Source organism: Thiemannella venezuelensis (genome assembly GCF_014203605.1).
GTDB lineage: Bacteria > Actinomycetota > Actinomycetes > Streptosporangiales > Streptosporangiaceae > Planomonospora_A > Planomonospora_A venezuelensis.
In genome coordinates this window covers 25,604-44,657 of the sequence record NZ_JACHJJ010000035.1, presented here as the reverse complement: position 1 = coordinate 44,657, position 19,054 = coordinate 25,604, and the positions used below count along the sequence as shown (strand labels likewise).

At 73.7% G+C, this 19,054-nt stretch carries 16 protein-coding genes and 2 pseudogenes; 11 read left to right on the top strand and 7 right to left on the bottom strand.

Going from position 1 to position 19,054, the window contains the following annotated elements:
* Window positions 1-14: 14 nt before the first annotated feature.
* A complete protein-coding gene (locus tag FHS22_RS34050; RefSeq protein ID WP_184948313.1) occupies window positions 15-782 on the bottom strand; it encodes an IclR family transcriptional regulator in 768 nt (255 codons plus the stop codon).
* Between the two features lie 330 nt (window positions 783-1,112).
* Between FHS22_RS34050 and FHS22_RS34045 the strand changes: the two genes are divergently transcribed.
* Genes FHS22_RS34045 through FHS22_RS34035 form a run of 3 tightly spaced genes read left to right on the top strand, consistent with a single transcriptional unit; the run spans window position 1,113 to window position 4,569 of the window.
* The gene (locus FHS22_RS34045; RefSeq protein ID WP_184948312.1) at window positions 1,113-2,009 is read left to right on the top strand and encodes a dioxygenase family protein; all 897 of its coding nucleotides are present in this window, start codon (window positions 1,113-1,115) and stop codon (window positions 2,007-2,009) included.
* Entirely contained in the window at window positions 2,006-2,863 is an 858-nt protein-coding gene (locus tag FHS22_RS34040; RefSeq protein ID WP_260408564.1) for a fumarylacetoacetate hydrolase family protein, read from the top strand. The genes FHS22_RS34045 and FHS22_RS34040 overlap by 4 nt, the downstream gene beginning before the upstream one ends.
* On the top strand, window positions 2,860-4,569 hold the full coding sequence (locus FHS22_RS34035) for an FAD-dependent monooxygenase (protein ID WP_184948311.1): 1,710 nt from the start codon (window positions 2,860-2,862) through the stop codon (window positions 4,567-4,569). The genes FHS22_RS34040 and FHS22_RS34035 overlap by 4 nt, the downstream gene beginning before the upstream one ends.
* A gap of 84 nt (window positions 4,570-4,653) precedes the next feature.
* On the opposite strand, the pseudogene glgC reads toward FHS22_RS34035, so the two are convergent.
* Window positions 4,654-5,886, bottom strand: a pseudogene (gene glgC, locus FHS22_RS34030) (glucose-1-phosphate adenylyltransferase); the annotation flags it as partial.
* Window positions 5,887-5,929: 43 nt separating this feature from the next.
* On the opposite strand from glgC, the gene glgA reads away from it, so the two are divergent.
* The gene (gene glgA, locus FHS22_RS34025) at window positions 5,930-7,117 is read left to right on the top strand and encodes a glycogen synthase (RefSeq protein WP_184948309.1); all 1,188 of its coding nucleotides are present in this window, start codon (window positions 5,930-5,932) and stop codon (window positions 7,115-7,117) included.
* A 19-nt stretch (window positions 7,118-7,136) separates the two neighbouring features.
* On the opposite strand, the gene FHS22_RS34020 is transcribed toward glgA, so the two are convergent.
* The 3 genes from FHS22_RS34020 to FHS22_RS34010 form a co-directional block, all read right to left on the bottom strand.
* On the bottom strand, window positions 7,137-7,952 hold the full coding sequence (locus FHS22_RS34020; protein WP_338048071.1) for a sirohydrochlorin chelatase: 816 nt from the start codon (window positions 7,950-7,952) through the stop codon (window positions 7,137-7,139).
* Between the two features lie 218 nt (window positions 7,953-8,170).
* Window positions 8,171-8,728, bottom strand: a complete 558-nt coding sequence (locus tag FHS22_RS34015) for a GNAT family N-acetyltransferase (RefSeq protein WP_184948308.1) — start codon at window positions 8,726-8,728, stop codon at window positions 8,171-8,173.
* A gap of 78 nt (window positions 8,729-8,806) precedes the next feature.
* Window positions 8,807-10,123: an MFS transporter gene (locus FHS22_RS34010; RefSeq protein WP_184948307.1), complete on the bottom strand. Its 1,317-nt coding sequence runs from the start codon at window positions 10,121-10,123 to the stop codon at window positions 8,807-8,809.
* 92 nt (window positions 10,124-10,215) lie between these two features.
* Here FHS22_RS34010 and FHS22_RS34005 point away from each other — a divergent pair, with 92 nt between their 5' ends.
* Window positions 10,216-10,902: a GntR family transcriptional regulator gene (locus FHS22_RS34005; RefSeq protein ID WP_184948306.1), complete on the top strand. Its 687-nt coding sequence runs from the start codon at window positions 10,216-10,218 to the stop codon at window positions 10,900-10,902.
* Window positions 10,903-11,028: 126 nt separating this feature from the next.
* Window positions 11,029-12,228 carry an alpha/beta hydrolase gene (locus FHS22_RS34000; RefSeq protein WP_184948305.1) on the top strand — a complete coding sequence of 400 codons (1,200 nt, stop codon included), beginning with the start codon at window positions 11,029-11,031 and terminating at the stop codon, window positions 12,226-12,228.
* Window positions 12,229-12,276: 48 nt separating this feature from the next.
* Here FHS22_RS34000 and FHS22_RS33995 read toward each other — a convergent pair whose 3' ends face one another.
* Entirely contained in the window at window positions 12,277-12,714 is a 438-nt protein-coding gene (locus FHS22_RS33995; protein WP_221474465.1) for an Lrp/AsnC family transcriptional regulator, read from the bottom strand.
* A 144-nt stretch (window positions 12,715-12,858) separates the two neighbouring features.
* Between FHS22_RS33995 and FHS22_RS33990 the strand changes: the two genes are divergently transcribed.
* From FHS22_RS33990 to FHS22_RS33970, 5 genes are all read left to right on the top strand, one after another.
* Window positions 12,859-13,713, top strand: coding sequence for a tryptophan 2,3-dioxygenase (locus tag FHS22_RS33990; RefSeq protein ID WP_338048070.1), 855 nt, complete (start codon window positions 12,859-12,861; stop codon window positions 13,711-13,713).
* 225 nt (window positions 13,714-13,938) lie between these two features.
* Window positions 13,939-14,856 (top strand): ABC transporter ATP-binding protein, encoded by a 918-nt coding sequence (locus FHS22_RS33985; RefSeq protein ID WP_184948304.1) that lies wholly within the window; start codon window positions 13,939-13,941, stop codon window positions 14,854-14,856.
* Window positions 14,853-15,656, top strand: coding sequence for an ABC transporter permease (locus FHS22_RS33980; RefSeq protein WP_184948303.1), 804 nt, complete (start codon window positions 14,853-14,855; stop codon window positions 15,654-15,656). Before FHS22_RS33985 ends, FHS22_RS33980 begins: the two co-directional genes overlap by 4 nt.
* Before the next feature lie 85 nt (window positions 15,657-15,741).
* Entirely contained in the window at window positions 15,742-16,452 is a 711-nt protein-coding gene (locus tag FHS22_RS33975; RefSeq protein WP_184948302.1) for a response regulator transcription factor, read from the top strand.
* A 155-nt stretch (window positions 16,453-16,607) separates the two neighbouring features.
* On the top strand, window positions 16,608-18,050 hold the full coding sequence (locus FHS22_RS33970) for an ATP-binding protein (protein WP_221474464.1): 1,443 nt from the start codon (window positions 16,608-16,610) through the stop codon (window positions 18,048-18,050).
* Between the two features lie 21 nt (window positions 18,051-18,071).
* Here FHS22_RS33970 and FHS22_RS33965 read toward each other — a convergent pair.
* Window positions 18,072-19,016 (bottom strand): annotated as a pseudogene (locus FHS22_RS33965) (LysR family transcriptional regulator); the annotation flags it as partial.
* Between the last annotated feature and the right edge of the window lie 38 nt (window positions 19,017-19,054).

Here is a 19,054-nt window from a genome sequence, read left to right as displayed (position 1 = left end):
GGGCGGGGCGCCGGCTACGGGCGAGGGACCGGCCGGCCGCCGGAGGCCGCGGCGGAACGCGGGGAGCCCAGGCTCCGGGACAGCGCCCGGGCCGTGGCGAGCAGCGCGGGGGACAGCGTCCGGGCCTCGGCGCCGCCGGCCGGTACGACGACAGACAGAGCCGCCACGACACGGTCGTCCCCGCCCCGGACCGGCGCGGCCACGGCGACCAGCGGGCCCGGTTCCGACCGCTCGACGACCGCCAGTCCCGTCCTGCGCACCTCCGCGAGGGCCCGCCGGAGGGCGGTGGGGGAGACGGGGACGCCTTCGGGCTCGTGCACCAGCGGCCGGTCCAGGACCTGGTCCTGGAACTGCGCCTCCGCGTGAGCCAGCAGCACCAGGCCGACGCCGGTGGAGTGCAGGGGCAGCCGCCCGCCGACGCGGTAGAGCACGTTGACGGCGGCACGGGCGGACAGCCGCTCGACGAGCAGCGCCTCCGCGCCGTCCCGTACCGCGAGCAGGACGTGCTGGTGGGTCGCCTCGTGGAGGTCCTCCATGTACGGCAGGGCCGCCTCGCGCAGCCCGTGCCCCCGGGGGGCGAGCGAGGCCATCTCCCACAGCCGCAGGCCGATCACGTACCGGCCGTCGGCGTCGCGCTCCAGCGCGCCCAACTGCACCAGGCGCCGGGCCAGCCGCAGGGCCGTGCTCGGCGGCTGGCCGCTGGCCCGGCTCAGCTCGGCCAGGGTCATGGAGCGGCGGGCCGCGGTGAAGGCGGCGAGCAGGGCGAAAGCCCGGTCGACCACGGGCTCGCCATGCGCCGGCCGGCGGCCCCGGGGCGCGGGGGAGGCACCGGCGGCGTTCGTCACCTGTGCAGTGTGCCCTACGGCGTGACCCGCGGCGTCCCCTGCGGCGGCCGTACGACGCGCTCGGAAGGGGCGGCGCCGGAACGGCGAGCGTATGCCGTTCAATGGAATCCCGCCTGGTGCCGGCGTTTCCAGCGCCCTATTTTTGCCGGTCGACGGGCGTGATGCCCGTCACGTGGACGATCGACTCGATGCGCACCCGGCCTCCGCCGCCCCGGGCGGCGCCACCGAGGCCTTCCCCCGAAACCCCTGACGAGGAGCCACCGCCCCATGAAACCGGCCACCACCGGACCCGTGCCCGACCGGCCCGACGCGCTGACGGCCCAGGTGCTCGACTCCCTCCGCGGTGAGGACGAACGGCTCCGCGAGCTGATCGCCGGAATCGTCACGCACCTGCACGCCTTCGTCCGCGAGACCAGGCCCACGGAGGCCGAATGGCTGCGCGCCATGGACTTCCTGGTCCGCACCGGGCACGCCTGCACCGACAGGCGCAACGAGTTCATCCTGCTCGCCGACATGCTCGGCCTGACCTCGGCCGTCGACGAGGTCAACCACGTCGGCCCGCCGACCATGACCCCCAGCTCGGTCGAGGGCCCCTTCCACTCTCCCGCGCCGCCCCGCCCGATGGGCGCGTGGATCGCCGAGGGGCCCGAACGCGCGCGGGGCGAGGCCGCCGTCGTGCACGGCCGGGTCACCGACTGCGACGGACGGCCCGTCCCCGGCGCCGTGCTCGACATCTGGCAGGCCGACGACACCGGCCTGTACGACAGCCAGGACGACGAGCAGCCGGAGGGCAACCTGCGGGCCCTGCTCACCACGGGCGACGACGGCTCCTACTGGTTCCGCACGGTCAGGCCGAGCAGCTACCCGGTGCCCACCGACGGCCCGGTGGGCGAGCTGCTGCGGGCGCTGGGCCGCCACCCCATGCGGCCCGCCCACATCCACCTGCGGGTCGAAGCGGACGGGCACCGGCCGCTCACCACGCACCTGTTCGCCGCCGGTGACCCCTATCTCGACTCCGACGCCGCCTTCGCGGTGAAGGACGCGCTCGTCGCCCCCTTCCGGCCGTGCGCCGACGCCGGCAAGAGGGCCCGGTTCGCGATGGAAGGCCCGTTCCTGGAAGCCGGGTTCGACATCCGGCTGGTCGCGGAAGGAGAGACGCGTTGAAGCTCATCGGCATGGTCAGCGGTGGCGGGGACCGCGGCAGGCGGCAGGTCACCGTCGGCGTCGTGGCGGACGGGGCCGTCACGCCCCTGGCGGAGGTCGCCGACTTCTACGCGGATCTGCCGCACTGGCTGGACACGGCTCGCGCGGCCGGCCGGGGGACGGTGCCGCTCGCGGAGGTGGAGCTCGCGCCGCCCGTCCCGCCGTCGGCCCGGGTGCTGTGCATCGGGCTCAACTACCGGGCGCACGCGGCCGAAGGCGGCTTCCGGCCGCCGGAGCACCCGACCGTGTTCGGCCGGTGGACCGCCTCGCTCTCGGTGACCGGCACGCCGGTGCCGGTGCCCACCAACGAGCCGGGACTGGACTGGGAGGGAGAGGTGGCCGCGATCGTCGGAGCCAGGCTCACCGACGTGGACGAGAGCGCCGCCGAGGCCGGCGTTCTCGGCTACGCCGCCTTCAACGACATCACCGCCCGCACCGCCCAGAAGCTCACCACCCAGTGGACACTGGGCAAGAACGCCGACCTGAGCGGGCCGATCGGCCCCATCGTCACCGCGGACGAGGCCGGCAGCCTCACCGACGGCCTGCGCCTGGTCACCCGGGTCAACGGCGAGATCATGCAGGACGGGAACACCCGCGACATGATCTTCACCGTCCCGGAGCTGCTGTCCCGGATCAGCGCCACGATGACGCTCCACCCCGGCGACGTCATCGCCACCGGCACCCCGGAGGGCGTCGGCTACGTCCGCACGCCGCCGAAGCTGCTGGCGCCCGGCGACGTGGTCGAGGTCGAGATCGAACGGCTGGGCCTGCTGCGCACCCCCGTGACCGACGCCTCCGCCAGGAGCGGCGCATGACGCGCTCCCCGGCTTCTCCGGCCTCCGCCTCCCCGGCTCCCACGACGCAGGTGCTGATCGCGGGCGGCGGCCCCGCCGGGCTCGCGGCGGCCGTCGAGCTCGGCAGGCGCGGGATCCGCGCCTGCGTGGTCGAGCCGCGCCTCACCCTCGACGACGACCGGCCGCGCGCCAAGACCACCAGCATCCGCACCATGGAGCACCTGCGCCGCTGGGGTCTGGCCGACCGGCTGCGCGCCGCCGCGCCGCTGCCGGTCGCCTGGTCGCAGGACGTCATCTTCTGCACCGCCCTGCTCGGTACGGAGCTCACCCGCTTCCGCAACGCCTTCGGGCTGTACGCGGACCGCGACGAGCGGATGGCCGAGTCCGGCCAGCAGGTGCCACAGCCGGTCGTCGAACGGGTGCTGCGCAAGGCCGTGGCCGAGCTGCCGTGCGTCACGTTCCTGACCGGCCACACCGTCACCGCGATCGACCAGGACGCGCGCTCCGTCCGCGCCACGGTCGCCGACAGGGGCGGCTCCACCTCCGTGATCGAGGCGGAGTACCTGCTGGGGTGCGACGGCGCGGGCGGCGTCAGCCGCCAGGCGATCGGGGCGTCCTACACCGGATCCTCCGGCGAACGCCCGAACCTCAGCATCGTCTTCCGGGCGCCGGGCCTGGACAGGAGGATCACCATGGACCCGGCCGTGCAGTACTGGGTGGTCAGCCCGGAGGTGTCCGGGCTGATGGGCCGCCTGGACCTGCAGGACCGGTGGTGGGCCATCGTCCAGCGCGTCGACGTCCGCACCGGCGCGCCGGACCCGGAGGCGCTGGTGCGCTCCCTCATCGGAGCCGGAACCGGAACCGGAACCGGAGCCGGAGCCGGGATCGGGGCAGGGGCAGCGACAGGGGCAGCGACGGCGGCCGGGTACGACGGGCCCGTGCGCGTGGTCGGCACCGACCCGTGGGTCGCCCGGATGCTGCTGGCGGACCGCTACCGCTCCGGCCGCGTCTTCCTGGTCGGCGACGCCGCCCACCTCAACCCCCCGTGGGGCGGGCACGGCTTCAACACCTGCGTCGGCGACGCGGTGAACATCGGCTGGAAGCTCGCCGCCGTGCTCCAGGGCTGGGGCGGGCGGGAGCTGCTGGACAGCTACGAGGCCGAGCGCCGCCCGGTCGCCGCCCAGACCATCGCCGACAGCGCGGCCCAGGAGAAACTGCTCGCGCCCTCCTTCGCCGGCCGCCCGCTCACCGGCACCGGTCCGGAGGCGGAACGCCGCCGCGCGGAGACGGCCGCCGCGCTGCGGGCCAAGGACGGCGAGTTCCACAGCGAGGGACTCGTCCTGGGATACCACTACGCCGGCTCCCCGGCCGTCGTCGACGACGGCTCGCCCGTTCCGCCCCACACCCCGCAGGCGTACCGCGGCTCGGCCCGGCCGGGCGCCCGCCTGCCGCACGCCTGGCTGCGTGACGGACGCTCCCTGTTCGACCGCCTCGGGGAGGGCCTCACCCTGCTGCGCCTGTCGGCCTGCGCGGACCCCGCCGCCCTGGAGCGCCAGGCCCGGGCGCGCGGCGTGCCGTTCACGGTGGTCGACCTGACGGAGGAGCCGCTGTCCGGCCGGTACGGCGCGCCGCTGGTCCTGGTCCGCCCCGACCAGCACGTCGCCTGGCGCGGGACCGGCGACGCCGACGGCGGCCGGATCCTGGATGTCGTCCTGGGCAGGTCGTGAACGGCGCCGGGGCCGCCCCGGCCGGCCTGCGGCGGCGGTCCCGGACCGCCCGGCGCGTCCGCGGCGGAGGCCCGGGAGGCGGCCTCAGCGGTCGATGATCTCGTTCTTGCCGATGACCACGACGCCGCCGCGGGTCACCGCGAAGCGGTTGCGGTCCTCCTCGAGGTCGAAGCCGATCCGGGCGCCGTCGGGGATGATCACGTTCTTGTCGATGATGGCCCGGCGCACGATCGCGCCCCGCCCCACCTTCACGCAGCCCATCAGCACCGAGTCCTCGACCGTGGAGTGGGAGTGCAGCACCACGCCGGGGGAGAGGACGGAGCGCTCGGCCAGGCCGCCGGAGACGATCACGCCGGGGGAGACCAGCGAGTCGATCGCCCGGCCCACCCGGTCGCCGTCGTTGTGCACGAACTTCGCCGGGGGGAGCGGGTCGTGGCCGGTGTAGATCGGCCAGCGGTCGTTGTAGAGGTTGAAGACCGGGTGCGCCGAGATGAGGTCCATGTGGGCCTCGTAGTAGGCGTCCAGGGTCCCGACGTCGCGCCAGTAGCCCCGGTCGCGCTCGGTGGAGCCGGGCACCACGTTGTCGGCGAAGTCGTAGACCTCGGCGCTGCCCGCCTTGACCATCATCGGGATGATGTTCCCGCCGAGGTCGTGCTTGCTGGTGGGGTCGAGCGCGTCCTCGCGGAGCGCGTCGATCATCGCCTGGGTCCTGAAGACGTAGTTCCCCATGGACGCGTAGACCTGGTCCGGCGCGTCCGGCAGGCCGACGGCGTCCTTCGGCTTCTCCCGGAACGCCGTGATCCGCCGCCCGGCCGGATCGGTCTCGATCACGCCGAACTGGTCGGCGAGCGAGAGCGGCTGGCGGATCGCCGCCACGGTCACCTCGGCGCCGGAGTCGATGTGCTGCTCGACCATCTGCCGGGGGTCCATCCGGTAGATGTGGTCGGCCCCGAACACGATGACGTGCTCGGGGAGCTCGTCGTAGATGAGGTTCAGGTTCTGGAACAGCGCGTCGGCCGACCCGGAGAACCAGCGCGGCCCGAGCCGCTGCTGCGCGGGGACCGGCGTGACGTAGTTGCCCAGCATCGCCGAGAGCCGCCAGGTGCGCGAGATGTGCCGGTCGAGGCTGTGGTTCTTGTACTGCGTCAGCACGACGATCTTCAGGTAGTGGCCGTTGGCCAGGTTCGACAGCACGAAGTCGATCAGCCGGTAGATCCCCCCGAACGGCACCGCGGGCTTGGCCCGGTCCGCCGTGAGCGGCATCAGCCGCTTGCCTTCACCACCGGCGAGCACGATCGCGAGGACTCTCATGGCAAGGACCTTAACCCGCCGGGCAGGGCTGAAACACTAAGCTGCGCTCATGCGCGTCGATCTGCTGAGCCGTGAATATCCTCCGGAGGTCTACGGCGGGGCGGGGGTGCACGTCGAGTACCTCGCCGCCGAGCTGAGACGCCTGGCCGACGCGCGTGTCCGCTGCTTCGGGGCGCCGCGCTCCGAGGCCGGCGTCGAGGCCTACCGGGTGCCGGGCGGGCTGGAGACGGCCAACGCCGCGCTGCAGGTGCTCGGCGTGGACCTGGAGATGGCCGCCGGATGCGAGGGCGCCGACCTGGTGCACAGCCACACGTGGTACGCCAACTTCGCCGGTCACGTGGCCAAGCTGCTGTACGGCACGCCGCACGTGGTCACCACGCACAGCCTGGAGCCGCTCCGGCCGTGGAAGGCCGAGCAGCTCGGCGGAGGGTACGCGCTGTCGTCGTGGGCCGAGCGGACCGCGCTGGCGGGCGCGGACGCGGTCATCGCCGTCTCCGAGGGCATGCGGCGCGACGTGCTCGCCTGCTACCCGGAGATCCCGCCGGAGCGGGTCTCGGTGATCCACAACGGTATCGACACCGCCGAGTACGCCCCCGACCGCGGCACCGACGTCCTGGAGAAGCACGGCATCGACGGGCGCAGGCCGTACGTGGTGTTCGTCGGCCGGATCACCCGGCAGAAGGGACTGGTCCACCTCCTGCACGCCGCACGGGACTTCCACCCCGACGCGCAGCTCGTGCTCTGCGCGGGCGCGCCCGACACGCCCGAGATCGCCGCCGAGGTGACCGGCCTGGTCCGCGGCCTGGACCGGGACGGCGTCGTCTGGATCTCGGAGATGCTGCCGCGCCCCGAGGTGATCCAGATCCTCACCCACGCCACCGTGTTCGTCTGCCCGTCGGTCTACGAGCCGATGGGCATCGTGAACCTGGAGGCCATGGCCTGCGAGACCGCCGTGGTGGCCACGGCCACCGGCGGCATCCCCGAGGTCGTGGCCGACGGGTCGACGGGCCTGCTGGTCCCGATCGCCCAGTCCGCCGCGGACGGCACCCCGGACGACCCCGCCGCCTTCGCCGCCGACCTCGCCGAGCGGGTCAACCGGCTGCTGGCCGACCCGGCGCTCGCCGCCGAGCTGGGCCGGGCCGGCCGGGCCCGGGCCGTGGAGCACTTCTCCTGGGCCCGGATCGCCGAGCGGACGATGGACCTCTACCGGTCGGTCGCGCCGTCCGCGCATCCGTGACGCGGGACCCGGCCCGGGCTCAGTCCTCGGCGAGGACGCTTCCGTAGGCCCGGGCCGCCAGGTCGGCGATGAGGCCGTGCGACCCGAGCGGGTCGGCGCACTCGGCGCCGATCGCCGCGGCGGCCGCACTCACCAGGCCGGGGTCGGCCTCGTGGCCGATCAGGCACGGGGACAGCGCGATCCGCTCGGCGCCGACCCCGCGCAGCCGTTCGGCCGCGTCGGCGACGGCGGGCGCGCCGTCCAGGGAGGCGACCAGCACGGGGAGGGTCAGGCGAGAGGCCAGCAGCACGGCCGTCGGCTGCGCCTCCGCCGCCGCGCTCTCACCGCCGACGGTGGCCAGGATGACCGCGTCCACCGGGCTGGAGATGTTGAGCAGCCGCATCCGGTCGGCGCGGGCGAGGCCCTTCTCGGAGAGACGGATGTGCAGCGCCTCGGCGAGCAGCGGATGCGGCCCGAGCGAGGCGGTGACCGTCACGTTCGCCCCGCTCTCCTCGACCGCCCTGGCGATGAGGCGATCGGCGGCGGCGAGCGGCCCGGTCAGCAGGGGCACCACGATGGCGGCCACGCCGTCCGCGGGCCTGTCGCCCGCGGCGGCCTCCAGTTCGGCGGTCAGCTCCTTGGCGTCCTCGCCGAGGCCCGCCAGGCGGACCTCGATCTGCGGGTTGTCCACGCGGACCATGGCCGCGAGCTCGGCGGCGGCACCCGACGCGTCGCCGGGTACGGCCAGCACCAGCGCGGGCGCCTCGGGCGGGAGCTGGGAGGGCACGGGCCGGCGGTGCCGGCCGGAGGGCCGGGCGGCGCGCCCGCGCACGGGGAGGCTGGAACTCTCACTCACACGCGCGAACTCTAGGCCCATTTCAGACGCTTTGTCATTGAAAACGGCAGCAATTCCGTCACAACCTGCTGACGCACTGGCGAACACGCTTCCCGCCGGCGACTCCCGCCCCCCGATTATGCCCGCACGCGGGCTCCGCGCGGGAGGAAACCGCGCTCCCCGGGATCGGCCCGCCGGCCGCGCGCCCCGCCGCGCCGGTCGCGGGGGAGGGGAGGGGCTCAGTCGTCGCGGTGCCCCTCCCACTCGTCCTCCAGGGCCGAGTGCACGACGGAGTCGCGCCAGGCGCCGCGGGCCCGCACATGGTGCCGGATCCTGCCCTCCTCGACCATCCCGGCGACCAGCATCGCGAGCTGGGCGGCGGTGTTGGCGGGGGAGCGGGCGCCCCAGATGCGGTGCAGGCGCAGGTGCCGGAAGCCGAACGTCAGCAGCAGCCGGATCAGGTCGGTGCCGATGCCCCGGCCCCAGTGGTCCGGGCGCAGACCGAGGCCGATCTCCGCGCTGTGCGGGTGATCGGCCTCGATGTGCAGCCGGGCCACGCCGATGACCTCCCCGCTCTCGGTCTCGGTCACCGCGAGCACGTAGAGCCGCCTGGGGGCCGCCCCGGCGGCGTCGAGCGCCTCGGCGACTATCTCCTCGACCTCCTCGCGGGTGCGCGGGTCGAACGGCAGGTGCTCGGTGGCGGCGGGGTCTCCGTAGACGGCGTGCAGCGCGTCCACGTCGGCGGTCGTCACTTCCCTCAGCCCGAGTCTCTTGCCGGAGATCTCAACAGGACGCATGCGCCGACGCTAACGCCTCGGCAGTCCCAGGGCTAGAGATCGTTCCGGCTGGCAACTAATCCCCTTTTTCGCACAATGTCAGGGTGACGGCCGGGGAACGGCCCCCGCAGGCGTCCCCCGGCCGCCGCCGAGGTCGGCGTCCCGGGTCTCCGGGGCCATGAGCAGCCCGGCGGCGGTGACGGCCAGCGTCGCCACCACGTACAGGGAGACGGCCAGGGTGGTGCCGAAGCCCTCGAACAGCCGCAGGGCGATGATCGGGGCCAGCGCGCCGCCGAAGATCCCGGCGACCTGGTAGCCCATCGAGGCGCCGCTGTAGCGCAGCCGGGTGCTGAACAACTCGGCGATGAACGCCGCCTGCGGGCCGTACATCGCGGCGTGGCAGGCCAGCGCCACGATCGAGGCCAGCGCGATCACCGGGAAGGAGCCCGTGTCCAGCAGCGGGAAGAAGGCGAACACCCAGACCGCCGCCGCCACCGCCCCGGCCAGGTAGACCGGTCTCCTGCCCACCCGGTCGGAGAGCGCGCCGAACAGCGGGATGAGGAAGAGCTGCACGGCCGAGCCGATCAGCACCGCGTTGAGCGCGACGCCGCGGTCCAGGCCGAGCGTGTCGCTGACGTAGGAGAGGCTGTAGGTGACGAACGTGTAGAAGGCGACGTCCACGCCGATGCGCGCGAGGAACGCCGAGGCCAGCGCCCGGGGATGGGTGCGGATCACCTCCAGCAGCGGCATCTCCGCCTTCCGCCCGGACTGCTCGACCTCGGCGAAGAGCGGCGACTCCACGATCCGCAGCCGGATCCACAGGCCGACGAGCACCAGCACGCCCGAGAGCAGGAACGGCACCCGCCATCCCCACGACAGGAACGCCTCGTCCGGCAGGAGCGCGGACATCGCGCCGAGCACGCCCGCCGCCAGCAGGTTGCCCGCGGGCACGCCGACCTGCGGCCAGCTCGCGTTGAAGCCGCGCCGGGCCGGATGGCCGTGCTCGATGGACATGAGGACGGCCCCGCCCCACTCGCCGCCCAGGCCCAGGCCCTGCACGAAGCGCAGGGCGGTCAGCAGCAGCGGAGCGGCCACGCCGATCGTGGTGTAACCGGGCGCCAGGCCGATGAGGAACGTCGCGGCCCCCATCAGCAGCAGGGTCACCACCAGCACGTTCTTGCGGCCGACGCGGTCGCCGAAGTGGCCGAACACGATGCCGCCCAGCGGCCTGGCGACGAACCCGACGGCGTAGGTGAGGAACGCCAGCAGCGTCCCGGTCAGGGGTTCGAAGGTGGGGAAGAAGAGCTTGTTGAAGACCAGGGCGGCGGCCGTGCCGTACAGGAAGAAGTCGTACCACTCCAGTGAGGTGCCGATCAGGCCGGCCACGATGACCCGCCTGGCCTGGGAGCTCGCCATCGCATGCGCTCCTTCGTGAATGGGGGTTGGACTTCAACATAAGTATTGTTCAACAATTCGACAAGGGACTTGTTGGATGATTCTCTTGGGCCGTGGACAACGCCGTCGCCGAACTCACGCACGACCGCGACCGCCTCGGGCGCAGCAGCACCGCGGAACGGGTCGCCGACATCCTGCGGGACCGGATCGCCGAAGGGCTCTTCGCGCCCGGCCAGCGCCTGTCCGAGGAGGCCATCGGCGCGGCCCTCGGTGTCTCCCGCAACACCCTGCGCGAGGCCTTCCGGCTGCTCGGCCACGAGCGCCTGCTGGAGCACCGGCTCAACCGGGGGGTGTTCGTGCGGGTGCTCTCGGCGGAGGACGTGGCCGACCTCTACCGGGTGCGCCGGGTGATCGAGGGCGCCGCCGTACGGCACAGCCCGGACGCCGCGCCCGGGGCGTTCGCCGCGATCCGGGAGACCGTCGCCGAGGCGCGCCGGGCCGCGCAGGAGGACCGCTGGCAGGACGTGGGCACCGCGAACATCCACTTCCACCAGGCCCTGGTCGCGCTCAACGGCAGCCCCCGGCTCGACGAGACCATGCGCCAGCTCCTGGCCGAGCTGCGGCTGGTGTTCCACGTCATGGAGAACCCGCGGGAGTTCCACGAGCCGTTCGTGGCCCGGAACGCGGAGCTGCTGGAGCTGATGGAGTCCGGCAGGGCCGAGGAGGCCGGGCGCGCGCTGGAGGCCTACCTCGACGACGCCGAGAAGCTCCTCGTCCGGGCCTACACGCCGCGATCCTGACCCTTCCCGGATCCCCGGGGCGAGAGCCCCGCACGGGGCCTCCGGCGACCCTCGCCGGGCACACGCACGACCCCGGCAGGCGGCGCGCGTTCCGTCCGCCGGGGCCGGGTGAGCCAGAATGAGCGGATGACCTCACCCGACGTGAACGTCCGCGTGATCACAGGCCCCGGGCTGGTCGCCGATCTCCCGCTGCTCGCCGAGGTCGCAGACCGGGAGTTCGCCGCGCTCGGCGTCCGGGGGACGGTCTCGCCCGCCCCCGGTCCGTCCGAGCTGGAAGCCGCTCTGGAAGCCGCCGCGGACTCCTCCGAGGTCCTGGTCGTCCTGCCCGGCCCGGACCCCGGGGTACGGGCGCTCATCCCCGCCTGCCCCCACGCCGTCTGGCTGGATCTCGCCAGAGCCGTCCCCGCCCCGGGCGAGCAGCCCGGAGCCCTCCGGCCGGCCCGCACCGTCCCCGGGCAGCCGGAGTTCGCCGCGGAGAGCGGAGTGGTCGTGCGCTCCACCCATCTGCACGGCCGGGGGGTCTGGGGGCTGGCCTGGGCGATCCGGCACGCCGTGCACCGGCGGTGGTGGCCGGCCCGCAGAGTCGCCTACGGAGCCCATCCCGACCAGTGGGCCGAGGTACGGCTCCCGTGGCGGTTCCGGGCGGCGGGTCCGTGGACGCGCTCGGAAACGGACGCCGCCGCGGTTCCGACGGCGGTGCTGCTGCACGGCGGTTACTGGCGGTCGATCTGGGGCGCGGACCTGATGGACGCGCTCTGCGCCGACCTGGCCTCGCGCGGCTTCGCGTCGTGGAACCTCGAGTACCGCCGTCCCGACCTGCACGGCTGGGCCGCGACGACCGAGGACGTCGCCGCAGGCATCGCCCTGGCCGCGCGGGAGGCGCGGGGCCCGCTCGCGGTGATCGGCCACTCGGCGGGCGGGCAGCTCGCCCTGCGCGCGGCGGCCGACGACCGCGCGGGCGACCGCCGGATCACCCTGGCGGTCTCCCTCGCCGGGGTGCTCGACCTGGCCGAGGGCGACCGCAGGCACCTCAGCTCGGGCGCGGTCGCCGCCGCCCTCGGAGGATCGGCCGGCGAGGCGCCGGAGGTCTACGCGCGCTCCAGCCCGATGGAGCGCCTCCCGCTCGGGGTGCCCCAGCTCGTCGTGCAGGGCGGTGACGACGACCTGGACCTGGTCGACCTGGGCCGCCGCTACGCGCGTGCCGCTCAAGAGGCAGGTGATGAGGTGATTTATCTGGAAATGCCCGGTGACCACTTCGACGTCATCGACCAGGCCTCACCGATCTGGCGCGATGCCGTCAGGATGATCGCCGACCGCTGCCGGTGACCGGAAGCCGTACGGACCCGGCGGCCGCGCGGTCTCCGTGAGCGGGCCTCACCCGGAGGTGAGCGGTCTCCAGGGGACGGGGCTGGAGAGCACCATCATGCTCGACGGGTGCCCGTACGGCGCCAGCCTGTCGATCAGTTCCTCGAACGCGGTCATCGAGGCCGCCGCCACCCGGATCAGGCAGCAGGTCTCCCCGGTCACCCGGTGGACCTCCAGGATCTCCGGCCACGCCAGCGCCTGCTCGTCGCGGAGCACGCACCGCGGCCCGTAGCACGACATCCTGATCAGCGCCGCCACGCCGCGCCCGGCCAGGGCCGGATCCACCCGCGCGTGGTAGCCGGTGATCACCCCGGACTCCTCCAGCCGCCGCACCCGCTCGGCCACCGCCGGGGCCGACAGGTGCACCCGGCGGGAGAGCTCGCTGTAGGACAACCGCGCGTCCGCCTGCAGCTCCGCCAGGAGCGCCCAGTCCATCGCGTCCATCATCACACTCCGTCACCGCGTAACCCGGATGCCCGATCGGCTTTCTGATCCGAAGGTCATCCGCAAAATCGCCTTTATTATATTATTTCCTGATTCTCTAATTCGGACCACCATGGAAGGAGGAAACGTACGAGGAGGAAAACCCCAGTGAACGGCATCCAGCAGCGCACCGAGCAGGACCGGGCCGAACGGGCCAGGGCCAACGAGGGCCTGCCCACGCTCGGGTTCGACTCCGCCACGCCGTACGACGACTACGTCGGCACCGCGACCCTGCACCGGCTCCAGCGCACCGTCACCGACGCGCCGGAGGAACTCGCCTTCCTGGTCACCACCCAGGTGATGGAGCTCTACTTCGGCCTGCTCCGCTCGGAGTGGCGGCTCGCCCAGCGGCAGCTGGACGACGACGACGCCACCGCCGCGACCGCGACGATCAAACGCACGGTCCACCACTTCGAGGCGCTCAACGCCGCGTGGGCCTCGCTGAGCTGGCTCACCCCGGCGCAGTTCAACCAGTTCCGCGACGCGCTGGGCGAGGCGTCGGGCTTCCAGTCGGCGCTCTACCGGCACGTCGAGTTCCTGCTCGGCAACAAGTCCGAGGCGCGGACCCGCCCGCACCGCCGCAACCCCGAGGCGTACGCCGAGCTCATGGAGGCACTGGCCCGGCCGAGCCTGTACGACTCGGTGCTGGCCTTCCTGGCCCGCGCCGGCCACGCGGTCCCCGGAGAGGCGGTCGCGCGCGACTTCGCGGCCGACTACCAGCCCAGCCCGCAGGTGGAGGCGGTCTGGGTCGAGGTGTACGGCGGGCCGCTCGCGCCGCTGGCCGAGGCCCTCACCGAACTGGCCGAGCAGTTCTCCGACTGGCGCTACCGGCACCTGATGGCGGTGCGCCGCTCGATGGGCGGCAAGCCGGGCTCCGGCGGGTCCAGCGGGCTGAGCTGGCTGGAGCGGAGCATGCGGCGCGAGATCTTCCCGGAGCTCTGGACGGCCCGCACGCTCATGTGAGGCGAGGACCCGGGGCTCCGCACAGCACGATCACGTGAGGTGGCGGAGCGGGTGCCCCGCTCGCGTAGTGCTGCCGCCGCGGTGTGAGAATCCTGTGAGATCCGCACCGTCAGGTGCCCGGTGCCGCTTGCGCACCGCTGTGACGTCGCCGAGACGCGAACGGCTCACAGGAAGCTCACAGATCTTCTCCGGGACCGCGCAGCTTCCTGCCGCAGGATTCGTCACATGATCGAGTTGCGAAGGCTGACCAAGCGCTACGGCGAGGTCACAGCGGTGGAGGACCTGAGTTTCGACGTCAGACCGGGGGTGGTCACCGGATTCCTCGGCCCGAACGGCGCGGGCAAGACGACCACGATGCGGATGATCCTGGGTCTCGACGCGCCGACGAGCGGCACGGCCACGATCCGGGGGCGCCGCTATGCGGACCTCGCCTCGCCGATGCGCGAGGTCGGCGTACTCCTGGACGCCCGCGCGGTGCACCCCCGCAGGAGCGTCCGCAACCACCTGAAGTGCCTGGCGCAGAGCAACGGCCTCGCGCGGAGCCGGGTCGAGGAGGTGCTCGGGCTCGTCGGCCTCACCCGGGTCGCCGACCGGGCCGCGGGCGGGTTGTCCCTGGGCATGGGCCAGCGGCTCGGCATCGCCGCGGCCCTGCTCGGCGACCCGGAGGTGCTGATGCTCGACGAGCCGGTCAACGGGCTCGACCCGGAAGGCATCGTGTGGATCCGCACCCTCATGCGGGAGCTCGCCGCCCAGGGCCGCACGGTGCTGGTCTCCAGCCACCTGATGAGCGAGATGGCGCTGACCGCCGATCACCTGGTCGTCGTCGGGCGCGGCCGGCTGCTCGCCGACGTCGAGTTCGACGAGTTCATCCGGTCGAGCTCGCGGGAGAGCGTGCTGGTGCGTACTCCGGACGCGGAGGAGCTCGCCTGCCGGCTGCGCGACGCCGGTGCGGCCGTACGGCCGGGCGCGGAGGACACGCTGACGGTGGAGGGGACGGAGAGCGCGGTGATCGGGAAGGTCGCGATGGCCCACGGAGTGGTGCTGCACGAGCTGACGCCGCACCGGATCTCACTGGAGGAGGCGTACATGGAGCTCACCCGTGACAGCGTGGAGTTCGGCGCCGCCGAAGGGAGCGGGCGATGACCGTCCCGACCGCGGCTGTGCCGACCGCGTCCCCCGCCGCCGTCCTGCGTTCGGAGTGGGCCAAGTTCCGCACCACCCGCGCCACCGGATACGTACTGGCCGGCGCCTTCGTGATCGCTCTCTGTTACGCCTACCTCTTCGGCACCGCGAACGGCAGGGCCTACGTGGGCTCCTCTCCGGGGGAGCAGGCGTCCTTCGATCCGCTGGAGACCGCCTTCCGCTCTCTCGCGCTCGCGCAGCTGCTCGTCAGCGCCGTCGGCGTGCTGGCCGTCACCTCGGAGTACGCCGCGGGAACGATGCGGACCAGCGTCACCGTCGTGCCCCGGCGCGGACGCCTCCTGGTGGGCAAGGCGGCCGTCGTCACCATGATCATGCTTCTCTGCGGCCCGCTCATCACTCTCGGATCTTTCCTGATCAGCCAGACGATGCTCGCCGCCCAGGGCGCCCCGAGCGCCTCCCTGACGAATCCGGGCGTACCGGGGGCGATCATGGGTGGCGGGCTGTATCTGACCCTGATCGGCCTGTACGGCGTCGCCATGGGCTTCCTGCTGCGCAGGACGGCGGGGGCGGTCGCCCTGGGGTCGTTCCTGTTGCTGCTGCCCGCCTCGGCTCCCCTCTTCCCCGAGTGGCTGGCTGAGTGGGCCGTGAGGTACTGGCCGAGCAGCGCGGGCATGGGCATGTTCTCCCCCGCTCCGTCCTCCGGCAGCCTCCCGCCCCACATGGGATTCGTTCTGCTCGCCACCACCGTGCTGGCCCTGCTGACGGGTGCGTCCGCCGTCTTCCGCTCGCGGGACGTCTGAGACGGCGTGCCGATCTTTATTCTCGAAGGGAGCGCCCGTTCCGAAGGGAACGCGGCCGGAGAGAACCGGTCCCGAGGGGAGACGAATGGACGGACACCGGCTACTGGTCGTCGACGACGAGCCCGTGGTGCGGGAGTTGCTCTCGGCCACCCTGCGCTTCGCCGGTTACACGGTCGGCTCCGCCGCCACCGGCTCCGAGGCTCTGGAGGCCGCACGGCACGACCCGCCCGACCTGGTCCTGCTGGACGTGATGCTGCCGGACCTGGACGGCTTCGAGGTCGTCCGCCGCCTCAGGGAGCTTCCCCGGCCGCTGGGCTCCGGCCGTCCGGGCCGGATCCCCGTGCTGTTCCTCACCGCCCGCGACGCCGCGGCGGACAAGGTCAACGGGTTGCGGCTGGGCGGCGACGACTACGTGACCAAGCCGTTCGACCTGGAGGAGCTGCTCGCCCGGATCCATGCGGTGCTCCGCCGTACCGGACTCGCGCCCGGCGACCGGACGCTGCGGGCGGGCGACCTGGAGCTCGACCCGGACGGCCGCCAGGTGTCCCGGGCCGGGCGGCCGGTACGGCTCTCGCCCACCGAGTTCCGGCTGCTGCACTACCTGGTCCTGAACACGGGAAAGGTCGTCTCCAAGGCGCAGATCCTCGAACACGTCTGGCGGTACGACTTCGCGGGGGACTCCAGCATCGTCGACACCTATGTGAGCTACCTGCGGCGGAAGATCGACACCGTCGAGCCCAAGCTCATCCACACTCTGCACGGGGTGGGGTACGTGCTGCGCAGGCCGAGGGCATGACCGGGGACGCGGGCGTCCCGGCGGGCTCCGGGCCGGGACGGCGCAGGGGGGTCCCCACCGGCGGACCCCTCCCCGGGGCGCCTTCGCCCCGCGGACGTCCGCCGAGGGGTCTTTCGCTCAGGGGCCGCCTTCTGCTGATCACCACGGCCCTGCTGGTGACGGGGCTGGTGGTGAGCGGCACGGTCGCGATCGCCGCACTCCGCTCCCACCTGGTCAGCCGGGTGGACGGGCAGCTGAGGCCGCTCGCGGCGCTGCTGGCGCGCGTCTCCCCCGAGCTGGTGCCGCCCGCCTCCCAGGAAAGCGGACGGGCCGCCCTGCGCATGCTCCCCGGCATGGACATCCTCGACCAGGTCCACATCACCTACCTCACCCCGGAAGGGAACATCCGGTATCGGACCGGTCTGGCGGCACGGGGACAGGAGCTGCAGCCGCGGCTCCCGCCGCTCGACGCCGGTGCCGTCACCGGGCTCGGCGGACGACCCTTCGACGTACCGGGGCAGAGCGGTGACGCGCCGCGCTGGCGGGTGGTCGCGGTGCCACGGGCCGCGCAGCAGTCGCCCCCGGGACAGGCGCTCCCCGCGGAGAGCGGCAGCGTCGTCGTGGCCGCGTCGCTGGAGGGCGTGCGGTCCACGCTCACCCGGCTGGCCCTGGTCTGCCTCGTGACGTCGGTCGTCCTGCTCGCCCTGCTCGCCGCCGCCGGCTGGTTCGCGGTCGGAAGAGGGCTGCGGCCGCTACGCGGGATCGAGGAGACGGCGGCCGCCATCGCCGGAGGCGACCTGTCACGGCGGGTCCCCGGCCTGGCGGCTCCGGGCACCGAGGTGAGCCGCCTGGCGGCCGCGCTCAACGGCATGCTCGGCCAGCTTGAGAGAGCCTTCGCCGGCCGGGAGGCGTCGGAGGCCCGGATGCGGCGCTTCGTCGCGGACGCCAGCCACGAGCTGCGCACACCGCTGTTCGGGATCAAGGGCTTCGCCGAGCTGTACAGGATGGGCGGCCTGTCCGACACCGACCGGGCGATGAGCCGTATCGAGAGAGAGGCGGGACGTCTCACCCGGCTGGTCGAGGATCTGCTCCTGCTGGCCCGCCTGGACGAGAGCGACGGCATCCCGTCGATGGAACCCGCCCCGATGGACCTCCGCACCCTCGCCGCCGACGCCCACCATGATCTGCACGCGCTGGACCCCACCCGCCGGGTCACCCTGACCGGCCCGGACGGCGGTGCCCCCGGGAAGGCGCCGGTCCGCGGGGACGAGGCCCGGCTACGGCAGGTGACGGCCAATCTCGTCGGCAACGCCGTCGCCCACACCCCGCCGGGCACGCCCGTGCGGATCGGTGTCGGCACGGTCGGGGGCGAGGCCGTACTCGTGATCGAGGACACCGGCCCGGGGATGACCGCCGAGCAGGCGGCCCGCGCGTTCGACCGCTTCTACCGCGCGGACGGCTCGCGCAGCCGTACCGCGGGAGGCGGGACCGGCCTGGGCCTGGCCATCGTCCACTCCATCGTCACCGCCCACGGCGGCCGGGTGGACCTCCGTACGGCCCCCGCCCGGGGCGCCTGCTTCCGGGTGCTCCTCCCCGCCGCCCCGGACGCCGTCTCGTGACCGTCCTGCGCCCGCACGCAGGGCGGCGGTGAGGGCCGCGATCGCGGGATGGGCGCCGGCGCCGCGGCGGAAGGCGATCAGGGTGCGGCGGCGCATGGGCAGTTCGGCGAGGCGGACGCCCTCCGGCGGGCCGCCGACGCCGAGCCCGGGCACCAGGGCCACTCCCTGACCGATCGCGACCATCGCCAGGACCGTGCCGAAGTCGTCGACGTGGTGCCGGATACGAGGGGCGAACCCGGCGGCCTGGCAGGCCCGGACGGTCATGGCGTGGCAGAGCGTGCCCGGCGTGGACGCGATCCAGGGCTCGTCCCGGCAGGCGAGGAGCGCGGCGTGCGCCGCGGCGGCCCCGTCCTCGGGTCCGCCGCCCCCGCCCGCCGCGGGGACCGCCGCGCCGCCGCGGGGCGGGAGGACCGGATCGGGGGAGGCGGCCGGGGCGCGCGGGGTGGCCAGGTACATGGGTTCCTCGAGGAGGGGGCGGGAGTCGAGGGCGAGGTCGGGCTCGGCGGGGACGAAGTCGTACTCGTGGACCAGGGCCACGTCCAGGTCTCCGGCGCGCAGGCGGGGGGCGACCTCGGCCGGGTCGATCTCGTCGACCATCGGCTCCAGGGACGGGTGCTCCCGGCTCAGGGCGGCCAGCGCCGGAGGCAGGAGGGCGCGGGTCGCCGTGGGGAAGGCGCCGATCCGGAGGGGCCCGGCCAGGCCCGCCCGGGCGGCGGCCAGCTCGGCCGCCGCCCGCTCCAGCCGTTCCAGTACGGCCTCCGCGTGCCCGACCAGCGCGATCCCCGCGGGGGTGAGCACGACCCGGCGGCCGGTCCGCTCCAGCAGCGCCACCCCGGCCTCCCGCTCCAGGGCGGAGAGCTGCTGGGAGACCGCCGACGGGGTGAACATCAGGGCCTCGGCCACCGCGGCGATCGTTCCCCGGTGGGAGAGTTCGCGGAGCAGGCGGAGCCTTCGCACATCGAGCATCAGTACAGCTTAACGTTGCAGGAAGAAACGCGAACTGG

Excerpts from the sequence above, each read along its gene's own strand:
- FHS22_RS33995 (WP_221474465.1), bottom strand. The coding sequence starts at position 12,714 with ATGATGGACGCGATGGACTGGGCGCTCCTGGCGGAGCTGCAGGCGGAC.
- FHS22_RS34035 (WP_184948311.1), top strand. The coding sequence starts at position 2,860 with ATGACGCGCTCCCCGGCTTCTCCGGCCTCCGCCTCCCCGGCTCCCACG.
- FHS22_RS34045 (WP_184948312.1), top strand. The coding sequence starts at position 1,113 with ATGAAACCGGCCACCACCGGACCCGTGCCCGACCGGCCCGACGCGCTG.
- FHS22_RS33975 (WP_184948302.1), top strand. The coding sequence starts at position 15,742 with ATGGACGGACACCGGCTACTGGTCGTCGACGACGAGCCCGTGGTGCGG.
- FHS22_RS33985 (WP_184948304.1), top strand. The coding sequence starts at position 13,939 with ATGATCGAGTTGCGAAGGCTGACCAAGCGCTACGGCGAGGTCACAGCG.
- FHS22_RS34000 (WP_184948305.1), top strand. The coding sequence starts at position 11,029 with ATGACCTCACCCGACGTGAACGTCCGCGTGATCACAGGCCCCGGGCTG.
- glgA (WP_184948309.1), top strand. The coding sequence starts at position 5,930 with ATGCGCGTCGATCTGCTGAGCCGTGAATATCCTCCGGAGGTCTACGGC.
- FHS22_RS34015 (WP_184948308.1), bottom strand. The coding sequence starts at position 8,728 with ATGCGTCCTGTTGAGATCTCCGGCAAGAGACTCGGGCTGAGGGAAGTG.
- FHS22_RS33980 (WP_184948303.1), top strand. The coding sequence starts at position 14,853 with ATGACCGTCCCGACCGCGGCTGTGCCGACCGCGTCCCCCGCCGCCGTC.
- FHS22_RS34010 (WP_184948307.1), bottom strand. The coding sequence starts at position 10,123 with ATGGCGAGCTCCCAGGCCAGGCGGGTCATCGTGGCCGGCCTGATCGGC.